At 71.4% G+C, this 9,598-nt stretch carries 7 protein-coding genes; 4 read left to right on the forward strand and 3 right to left on the reverse strand.

What is annotated here, in order from left to right:
• The first annotated feature begins 330 nt into the window (after positions 1–330).
• Positions 331–1,602, forward strand: a complete 1,272-nt coding sequence (locus tag ACQ5SO_RS16110) for a DNA polymerase IV (protein WP_430942648.1) — start codon at positions 331–333, stop codon at positions 1,600–1,602.
• A 349-nt stretch (positions 1,603–1,951) separates the two neighbouring features.
• Here the strand turns inward: ACQ5SO_RS16110 and ACQ5SO_RS16115 are convergent, their stop codons facing one another.
• Positions 1,952–2,815, reverse strand: coding sequence for an N-formylglutamate amidohydrolase (locus ACQ5SO_RS16115; protein ID WP_430942656.1), 864 nt, complete (start codon positions 2,813–2,815; stop codon positions 1,952–1,954).
• 70 nt (positions 2,816–2,885) lie between these two features.
• The gene (gene pyrF / locus ACQ5SO_RS16120) at positions 2,886–3,614 is read right to left on the reverse strand and encodes an orotidine-5'-phosphate decarboxylase (RefSeq protein ID WP_430942649.1); all 729 of its coding nucleotides are present in this window, start codon (positions 3,612–3,614) and stop codon (positions 2,886–2,888) included.
• A gap of 227 nt (positions 3,615–3,841) precedes the next feature.
• Here pyrF and soxX point away from each other — a divergent pair, with 227 nt between their 5' ends.
• The 3 genes from soxX (at position 3,842) to ACQ5SO_RS16135 (ending at position 7,853) form a co-directional block, all read left to right on the forward strand.
• Positions 3,842–4,342 (forward strand): sulfur oxidation c-type cytochrome SoxX, encoded by a 501-nt coding sequence (soxX, locus tag ACQ5SO_RS16125; protein ID WP_430942650.1) that lies wholly within the window; start codon positions 3,842–3,844, stop codon positions 4,340–4,342.
• 164 nt (positions 4,343–4,506) lie between these two features.
• Positions 4,507–7,137 (forward strand): ATP-dependent chaperone ClpB, encoded by a 2,631-nt coding sequence (clpB, locus tag ACQ5SO_RS16130; protein WP_430942651.1) that lies wholly within the window; start codon positions 4,507–4,509, stop codon positions 7,135–7,137.
• Between the two features lie 287 nt (positions 7,138–7,424).
• A complete protein-coding gene (locus ACQ5SO_RS16135) occupies positions 7,425–7,853 on the forward strand; it encodes a response regulator (protein WP_430942652.1) in 429 nt (142 codons plus the stop codon).
• On the opposite strand, the gene ACQ5SO_RS16140 is transcribed toward ACQ5SO_RS16135, so the two are convergent.
• Positions 7,809–9,290: a response regulator gene (locus ACQ5SO_RS16140; RefSeq protein ID WP_430942653.1), complete on the reverse strand. Its 1,482-nt coding sequence runs from the start codon at positions 9,288–9,290 to the stop codon at positions 7,809–7,811. The two genes, ACQ5SO_RS16135 and ACQ5SO_RS16140, sit on opposite strands and share 45 nt — an antisense overlap.
• Positions 9,291–9,598: the final 308 nt, after the last annotated feature.

The following is a 9,598-nucleotide window of genomic DNA, read 5'->3' on the forward strand; positions in this document are numbered from 1 at the left end:
ATGCGCGGCCCGGGTTCCGAGAGGAACCCGGGCCGTTTCTTTTTGCGGCGGGGCGCAGACCGGCCCATCGCGGGACCGCAGCTTCGCTCCGCCCCCGCATCCGGCCCGCCCTGCTCCCCGCCGCGTCGCGCTTCCGCTTGCCGCCGCGCCTGTCCCGGCGCCTGGGGCGGGCGCGCGGCCTGCCCGGCGCGGCTCGGTCGGTCGAGCGGGGGCCCCTGCGGCCCCCCGAGGCCGGGCGAAGCGCCCCCCGCGGCGATGTCAGCAGACCGCGCCCGCCTTCGCGAATCCCCCTCCCGCCCCGGCGCGCCGCGCCGTATCCTGCGCCCCGCCATGACCGCCGCCGCCCCGCTCCAGACCCTGTGCCGCGACTGCTTCGCCCGCCCCGACCCCGGGGCGCTGCGCTGCGCGTCCTGCGGCTCCCCGCGCATCCTGCGCCATGCGGAGCTGTTCGATCTCGGCGTCGCGCACATGGATTGCGACGCCTTCTACGCGTCGGTCGAGAAGCGCGATTCGCCCGAGATCCGCGACAAGCCGGTGATCGTCGGCGGCGGCAAGAGGGGCGTGGTGTCGACCTGCTGCTACATCGCCCGAATCAACGGCGTGCGCAGCGCCATGCCGATGGGCCAGGCGCTGCGCCTGTGCCCCCAGGCGGTGGTGGTGAAGCCGCGGATGGACCGTTACGTCGAGGTCTCGCGCCAGATCCGCGCGATGATGGATGCGCGCACGCCGCTGGTCGAACCGCTCAGCCTCGACGAGGCGTTCCTCGACCTGCGCGGGACCGAGCGCCTGTCCGGGCCGCCCGCCGAGCAGCTCGCGCGACTGGCGAAACAGGTGGAGGCGGCGCTGGGGGTGACCATCTCGGTGGGCCTGTCGCACAACAAGTTCCTCGCCAAGATGGCCTCCGACATGGACAAGCCGCGCGGCTTCTCGGTGATCGGCAAGGCCGAGACGATGGACCTGCTGGCGCCGATGCCGGTCTCGGCGATCTGGGGCGTGGGGGCGGCGGGGCGGCGCAAGCTGGAGCGCGAGGGCTACCGGCGCCTCTCGGACCTGCGTCAGGCCGAGCCGCAGCGGCTGGTGGCGCTGTTCGGCGCCATGGGCCTGCGCCTGTCGCAGCTGGCGCGGGGCGAGGACGACCGGCCGGTGAAGCGCGATTCGAAGCCCAAGAGCATCTCGGCCGAGACCACCTTCGAGGAGGACATCGGCGGCGCGGAGCTGCTGGAAGGGCATCTCTGGCGGCTGGCCGAGAAGGTGTCCGACCGCGCCAAGGCCAAGGGGCTGTGCGGGCGGACGGTGACGCTCAAGCTCCGGCAGGCGGATTTCCGGCTTCTGACCCGCAGCGCCACCGGCGCGGCCCCGGCGCAGCTGGCGGACGAGATCTGGCGCGCCGCGGGGCCGATGCTGCGGGCGGAGCTGGCGCGCGGGCCGTTCCGGCTGATCGGCGTCGGGATCTCGGGCCTCGCGCCCGAGGGGCAGGGCGGCGGCGTGGGCGACCTGCTGGACCCGGACGCCGGGCGGCGGCGGGCGGTGGAGGCGGCCTCGGACCGGATTCGCGCGCTCTATGGCGGGGACGCGATTCTCAAGGGGCGGGCCCTCAAATGACGTAAGGGCGCCCCGCTTCGGGCATGTCCGTTTCGCCATGAAATCGCCGGAATGGCGCCCACGGTTTGGGCAAGTGCCATTTCACGCTGCAACGCAGCGGCATGGCCCAAAGGTATGACAGAAATTTTTTTGAGCCATATCAGTGGCTTGTGCGGATATTGACGTTAACGTCACTTCTTGCAGCTTGCGCATGCTGCGCTGCACCCGTATCTTTTTCTTGTGACGTCTGACGTCACCGCCCTTCTGGGCGTTTCCTCCCTAGACTTGGGCCGCGTTTCGACGCGGCCCTTTTTTTTGGTTTTGGGTCGGAATCACGAAATTTCGGCGGCGCGGCCCGGCGCCCGACCGCTCACTCGGCGGCCAGCGCCCCGGAATCGGCGGCCGAAAGCGCCGCGATCACCGGCTCCAGCGCCCGGCGCAGCCCCTCGAAGCCCGTGGATTTCTCCAGCCGCGCCTCGTCGAGATAGAGCCCCCGGTCAAGCTCGATCTGGATCGCGTGGACCCCGCGCGACGGGCGCCCGTAGCGCTGGGTGATGTAGCCGCCCGCGAAGGGCGCGTTGCGCGCGGTCGAGAGGCCCGCGGCGGCGAAGGCGCGCTCGGCCCGTTCCGTCAGCCAGGGCGCGCAGGAGACGCCGAACCGGTCCCCCAGCACCACGTCGGGCCGCTTGGCCCCGTGGCCGCCGCGCCGCCCGGCGCCGCGCACGGCATCCGAGGGCATCGAGTGGCAGTCGACCAGCACCGCGAAGCCGTGCCTTGCCCGTGCGGCCTCGAGCAGGCCCGCCAGCGCGTCGTGATAGGGCCGCCAGACCGCCTGCAGGCGGGCGGCGGCTTCCTCGCGCGTCAGCTTGCCGTCATAGATCGCGACGCCCTCCGCCACCACGCGCGGGATCACCCCGAGCCCGGCGGCGAGGCGCGGGTTCAGGCCCGGCGCGCTCACCCCCTCGATCAGCGCGGGGTCCAGCTCCTCGGGCGCGCGGTTGAGATCGACGTAAGCCCGCGGCGCGTCGGCATGGATCAGCGGCGCGCCATAGCGGGGCGCGGCCGCGAACAGCTCCTCGACGAAGGCGTCCTCGGACTTGCGCAGGGCCAGCGGCGACAGGCGGGCGCGGTCGATCATGCTCTGCGGATAGATCCGGCCCGAATGGGGCGAGCTGAAGACCACGGCGCCGCTCGCGCCGATGGGCCGCCTGATGTGAATGCCGGTGGGATCGATCATGGGCGGAGTATAGCCGCGGCGGCGGCGGCGGGAAGGGCCGCCGCCGCCGCGCGCGCCTTTCACATGCTCAAATGCCGGAGAGTTCGGCCTGGATCGCGGCGGCGGCGGCGTGCGGATCCGCGGCCTTGTAGATCGGGCGGCCCACCACGATGTGGTCGGCGCCGTCGGCGATGGCCTGCGCCGGGGTGGCGACGCGCTTCTGGTCGCCGAGCGCGGCGCCCGCGGGGCGCACGCCGGGGGTGACGATCAGCTTGCCGGCCGCCTCGGGCAGGGCGCGAATCATCGCCGCCTCCTGCGGCGAGGCGATCAGCCCGTCGGCCCCGGCCAGCAGCGCGGCGCGCGCGCGTTCCAGCACGATGTCGCGAATCTCGCCCTGCTTGATCAGCGCCGCATCGAGGTCGCCGCGGTCGAGCGAGGTGAGGATGGTGACGGCGAGGATCCTGGTCGGCTTGTCGCCCCGGCCCGCCACCGCGGCGCGCACCACGTGCGGGTCGCCATGCACGGTCAGGAAGTCGAGCTCGAACTGCGCCAGCCCGCGCACGGCGGATTCGACCGTGTTGCCGATGTCGAACAGCTTCATGTCGAGGAAGACGCGTTTCCCCTTGTCTTTCAGCTCCATCGCCAGCGCCAGCCCGCCGCCGGTCAGCATCCCGAGGCCGATCTTGTAGAAGCTGGCGGCGTCGCCGATCCGGTCGACCATCTCGAGCCCCGACACCGCGTCGGGCAAGTCGAGGGCGACGATCAGGCGGTCGGAGCCCGCGGAGGGGGCGGCGGCGGGGGCGGGGGCGTCGGTCATGGCGGTCTCCGTTGGCGTGCGGCTGCTGCGCGGCTGCCTGGGGCGTTCATCTGCGCGTTCGCGAATTGATCCAACTCAATTCACGCGGGGGGCGAGCGTGTTACGTGCCGCTCAGTTCAGGGGGGCATGCGTCCGTCCGCCGGCGGCGTCGCTTATCCGGCCGGTCCCGGGCGCAAGGCTGCCTCCCCCTCGCGCAGCGTGCGTAACGTGTAGAAGGAACGACAGCAATGCGAAGCCAAGCGATCAGCGCGCTCCTCGGCGCCGCGGCCCTCGCGGTCGGCCTTGCCGCGGGCGGCCCCGCCCTCGCCGCGAAGGCGGAGAAGCCCCTCAAGGTCGTCGCCCCGGAAGACGTGAAGTGGAACGACGATTACGACATCCGCAAGCCGCTGCTGAACCGGCGCGGCAAGGCGTTCCGCGGCCTCGAGGTGTTCATCGACGAGAAGCGCGGCAACTGCGTCGCCTGCCACCACAATTTCGACGTCGAGGCGGTGGGCTTCCTCGGGAATATCGGCCCGGACCTGAACTGGGTGGGCGAGCGCTTCACCAAGTCCGAGCTGCGCGCCATCCTGGTCGACCCCAAGCGGATGTTCGGGGACGAGACGATCATGCCCGGCTTTTATGTCGAGCGCAGCGGCGCGCGCACCAAGCCCGAGCTGATCGGCAAGACCATCCTGACGGCGCAGGAGGTCGAGGACGTCGTCATGTACCTGCTGGAAATGCAGCGCTGAAAAGGGCTTCACGCCCTCTTGAGCGGGGGCGAAGCGGCGCCCATATCACTCCTGTACCAGCGAGAGGCGCCGCGTGTCGGGCCCCTCGCGCCCCCGGGCCGGACCCCGGAACGCGCCGCGGATGCGGGCGTCCCCCAGACCGGCGCTGATCACAGGAGAGACGGATGAATTTCGAGAAATTCACCGATCGCGCCCGCGGCTTCGTGCAGGCGGCGCAGACCATCGCGATGCGTGAAGACCACCAGCGCATCACCCCCGAACACCTTCTGAAGGCCCTCCTGGACGACGAGCAGGGCATGGCCGCCGGGCTGATCGCCCGCGCGGGCGGCGATGCGGCGCGCGTGCGCCAGGACAACGACCTCGCGCTGTCGAAGAACCCGAAGGTGCAGGGCGGCGACATCCATGTCGACCAGTCCCTGGCCCGCGTCTTCGCCGAGGTGGAGGGCATCGCCAGGAAGGCCGGCGATTCCTACGTCACCGTGGAACGGCTGCTGCTGGCGCTCGCGCTCTCCAAGACCGCGGCGGGCAAGGCGCTGGCCGCGGGCGGCGTCACCGCGCAGGGCCTCAACCAGGCGATCAACGACCTGCGCCAGGGCCGCACCGCCGACAGCGCCTCCGCCGAGGAAGGCTATGACGCGCTGAAGAAATACGCGCGCGACCTGACCGAGGCGGCCCGCGAGGGCAAGATCGACCCGGTGATCGGCCGCGACGAGGAGATCCGCCGCACCGTCCAGGTCCTGTCCCGCCGCACCAAGAACAACCCGGTGCTGATCGGCGAGCCGGGCGTGGGCAAGACCGCGATCGCGGAGGGCCTCGCCATCCGCATCGTCAACGGCGACGTGCCCGAGAGCCTGAAGGACAAGTCCCTGATGGCGCTCGACATGGGCGCGCTGATCGCCGGCGCGAAATATCGCGGCGAGTTCGAGGAGCGCCTGAAGGCGATCCTGTCCGAGGTCACCGCGGCCGCGGGCGGCGTGATCCTGTTCATCGACGAGATGCACACCCTGGTCGGCGCCGGCAAGGCGGACGGCGCGATGGATGCGTCCAACCTTCTCAAACCTGCGCTGGCGCGCGGGGAGCTGCACTGCGTCGGCGCCACCACGCTCGACGAGTACCGCAAGCACGTGGAGAAGGACGCCGCCCTCGCCCGCCGGTTCCAGCCGGTGATGGTGACCGAACCGACGGTGGAGGACGCGATCTCCATCCTGCGCGGGATCAAGGAGAAGTACGAGGTTCACCACGGCGTCCGCATCGCGGACAGCGCGCTGGTGGCCGCCGCGCAGCTCTCGAACCGCTACATCACCGACCGGTTCCTGCCCGACAAGGCCATCGACCTGATGGACGAGGCCGCGAGCCGTCTGCGCATGGAAGTGGACAGCAAGCCCGAGGAGCTCGACGCGCTGGACCGCGAGATCCTGCAGAAGCAGATCGAGGCGGAGGCCCTGAAGAAGGAGACCGACGCCGCGAGCAAGGAGCGGCTGGAGAAGCTGAATGCCGACCTTGCGTCGCTGCAGGAGGAATCGGACGTCCTGACCGCCCGCTGGCAGGCCGAGCGCGACAAGCTCGGGGCCGCGCGGGACCTGAAGGAGAAGCTCGACCGGGCCCGCGCCGATCTCGACGCCGCCAAGCGCCAGGGCGACCTGGCCAAGGCGGGCGAGCTCGCCTATGGCGTGATCCCGCAGCTCGAGAAGGACCTCGCGGCGGCGGAGGAGGCCGAGGCCGAGGCGGACGTCATGGTCGAAGAGGCCGTGACGCCCGAGCACGTGGCGGCGGTCGTCTCCCGCTGGACCGGGGTGCCGGTGGACAAGATGCTGGAAGGCGAGCGCGAGAAGCTGCTGCGCATGGAAGAGGCGATCGGGCGCCGCGTCATCGGCCAGTCCGAGGCGGTGACCGCCGTGTCCAACGCCGTGCGCCGGGCGCGAGCGGGTCTGAACGATCCGCACCGGCCGCTGGGCAGCTTCCTGTTCCTCGGCCCGACCGGCGTCGGCAAGACCGAGCTGACCAAGGCGCTGGCCGAGTTCCTGTTCGACGACGACCAGGCCATGGCCCGGATCGACATGTCCGAGTTCATGGAGAAGCACGCCGTCGCGCGGCTGATCGGCGCCCCCCCGGGCTATGTCGGCTATGACGAGGGCGGGGTTCTGACCGAGGCGGTGCGGCGCCGGCCCTACCAGGTCGTGCTGTTCGACGAGGTGGAGAAAGCGCATCCGGACGTCTTCAACGTCCTGCTGCAGGTGCTCGACGAAGGGCGCCTGACGGACGGGCAGGGGCGGACGGTCGATTTCCGCAACACGCTGATCATCATGACCAGCAACCTCGGGGCGGAGTTCCTGTCGAACCTGCCCGCGGACGGCAAGGCGGATGACGCGCGCGCCATGGTGATGGAGGCGGTCCGGGCGCATTTCCGGCCCGAGTTCCTGAACCGGCTCGACGAGATCGTGCTGTTCGACCGGCTGAGCCGCGCGAACATGGACGGGATCGTGGACATCCAGCTCGCGCAGCTCGAGCAGCGGCTGGCGGATCGCAAGATCGGTCTCGCGCTGTCCGAGGACGCCCGGACCTGGCTGGCCGACAAGGGCTACGACCCGGTCTACGGCGCCCGGCCGCTCAAGCGCGTGATCCAGAAGGCGCTGCAGGATCCGCTGGCCGAGCTGCTGCTGTCGGGCCAGGTCCGCGACGGCTCCGAGGTGGACGTGACCGCGGGCCCCGAGGGGCTGGTGGTGGGCGACCGCATCGTGCCGCCGCCGGGCGCGGCGGCGTCGGCCGGGCAGGGCGGCGAGGCCACCCTGCACTGACCCGGATCGCGGCGGGCGCGTCCCGCCCGCGATTCGACCGGGAAGTCCGAGAAGGGGGCCGCGCGCTTCGGCGCGCGGCCCCTTTACCTAGCGAAAAGTGCAAGCCCCCGGAGCGGCGCTGCAGCGCCATGCGAATTGATCGCGTCGAACCCACGTTCAGGTTGCAAAACCCGGGTTCGGCGCGCACCTTTGAAGGCCAGCGACGTCAACAAGTTCCTAATTTACGCGTGAGCAAACATTCCTGCGTAGGATTTTGTCCGAGGACGAATGGGCTGGGGAGTGGCCGGATGAAGTGCCTGGTAGCGGACGACAACGCCGACCTGGCCGAGCTGTGGGCGATCGCGCTGCGTGCCGACGGCCACGACGTCACCTGTTGCACCGACGGCAACCAGGCGGTGAACCAGATGCGCGTGCAGGATTTCGACCTGCTGGTGCTCGACCTGTTCATGCCGGGGGGCGGGGCGCTCTCGCTGGCGCGGGTCGCCGTCTACAACAATCCCGACGCCCAGGTCATGGTCATCACCGGCGCCGACTGCTTCGCCTATGGCGAGTTGCTGGAGATGGGCGACAACATCGCCATGGTCTTGCGCAAGCCGGTCTCGCCCCAGGACCTGCGCAGCTTCGTCACGCATCTCGAGCACAAGCGCCGCGCGCGCGAGGATGTCGGCGGTTCAGCGGGCGGGCAGCGCGTCGATCAGCGCGCGCACCGCGCCTAGGTCCAGCGGCTTCATCAACACGTCGTCGAACCCCGCATCCTCGACCCGCCCGCCCTCGTCGTCCACCGGGTTGGCGGTGACGGCGATGATCGGCGTCTCGCGGTTGCGCCCCTCGGTGCGGATGCGCCGCGCGGCCTCGTCCCCGCGCATGTGCGGCATCCGCATGTCCATCAGCACCACGTCGAAGCGATGCGCGGCGCAGGCCTTCACCGCCTCGCGCCCGTCCACGGCGAAGCGCACCTCGTGCCCCATCCGCGCCAGCGCCTCGCCCAGCAGGCGGCGGTTGCGCTGGTCGTCCTCGGCCACCAGCACGCGGCGCGACGGTCCCGAGGCGGCGGCCAGCGGGGCGGCGGCGGCCCGGGGTTCGCCCTCGGGCAGCACCAGTTCGAGATGCACGCAGCCCTCGCCGTCCGGGCCGCACCGCTCCACGCCCACCTCGGCGCCCATCCGCGCCGCGATCGCGCAGCACCCGGCGAGGTCCGCGGCGGCGGGATCGAAGGCGCCGCCGGCGCAGACGCTCAGCCGCAGCCGCCAGGCCGCGCCCTCGCACCCCAGCGCCCGCGCGTGAAGCGAGACGGGGCCCGCCCCCGGCGCCGCCAGCGCCGCTTCGGCAAGGGCGCCGAGCGCTTCCTCGATCCGCGTGACGTCGCCCTCGAGGCTGCGGGGCAGGGCGGGATCGACGTTGCACCGCACCGGTTCGGGCGCGGGGCCCCCGCCGGGGCCGCCCGTCCGGGCCATCCGCGCGCACAGCCCCTGCACCGCCGCGGCCGGATCGAAGGGCGCGATGTTGAGCGCGGGGGCCTGCGCGGAGGCCTGCGCCCGGTCGAGCACGGCGCCCAGCTGCGTGGTCAGCGCGGCGATCGCGGCCAGCGCGGTGTCGAGATGCCGGGCCTCGTCCTCTCCGACCCGTCCCGCGCGGGCGAGCTGGATATAACCCATGACGATGTTGAGGGGCGTGCGCACCTCGTGGCTCACCTGCGCGAGCAGGCGCGTCTTCAGCGCGTCGGCATGCTGCGCGTCCCGCCGCGCCTGCACGGCCTGGCGGAACAGGCGGCTGTCGGACAGCTCTATGATGGTCAGGAAGCGCCCCTGCGGCGCGCCGTCCGGCCCGCCCAGCGGCGAGGCGTTGACGAGGACCGGCATCGGCATCCCGTCCTGGCTGCGCAGGACCGCGTCCAACGTGAAGATGCGGGGCGAGAAGGCATGCTCGATCAGCAGGTCCTGCAGCTCCTCGCTCGAGTCGCAGGTCAGGAGGTCCTGGACCGTCAGCCCCTCCACCGGGGCGGCGCCGAGCCCGGCCGCGGAGCGCAGTCCGGCGCTGATCCCGAGCAGCTTGCCGTCCGCCCCGACCGCGGCCCGCAGCAGCGGCGTGTCCGCCAGCAGGTCCTGCAGCGAAGCGGGGCTCCCCCGGACGTCCTGGCTGAAGATCATGGGCATGGGCGGTCTCCGCGTGGGCCCCGAAACTCTGCGCGCAGATGGTGTCGAACCGGTTAATCGGGCCACGGCGAGAAAAGCGAAGTTTTTGCGACGAGGGGCGTTGACGCCCCCGGGCGAATCCCTTAGATACGCCTTCACCGACGGGGCGACGCCCTGACGGACACTCCGGAAAGGACAGGGTCGCAGGACCTGCTACGAAGCAGGTCAGCGGCTCTTTTGCCCGCCCGGAACGCTGTTTGACAAGATGGATGGAAGGGACATGCGGGCGGTCCGGTTTGTCGTAGATACGACGCGGACTTGAGCATGTC

The organism is Rhodovulum sp. DZ06 (assembly GCF_050586345.1).
Classification (GTDB): Bacteria; Pseudomonadota; Alphaproteobacteria; order Rhodobacterales; family Rhodobacteraceae; genus JBOCEF01.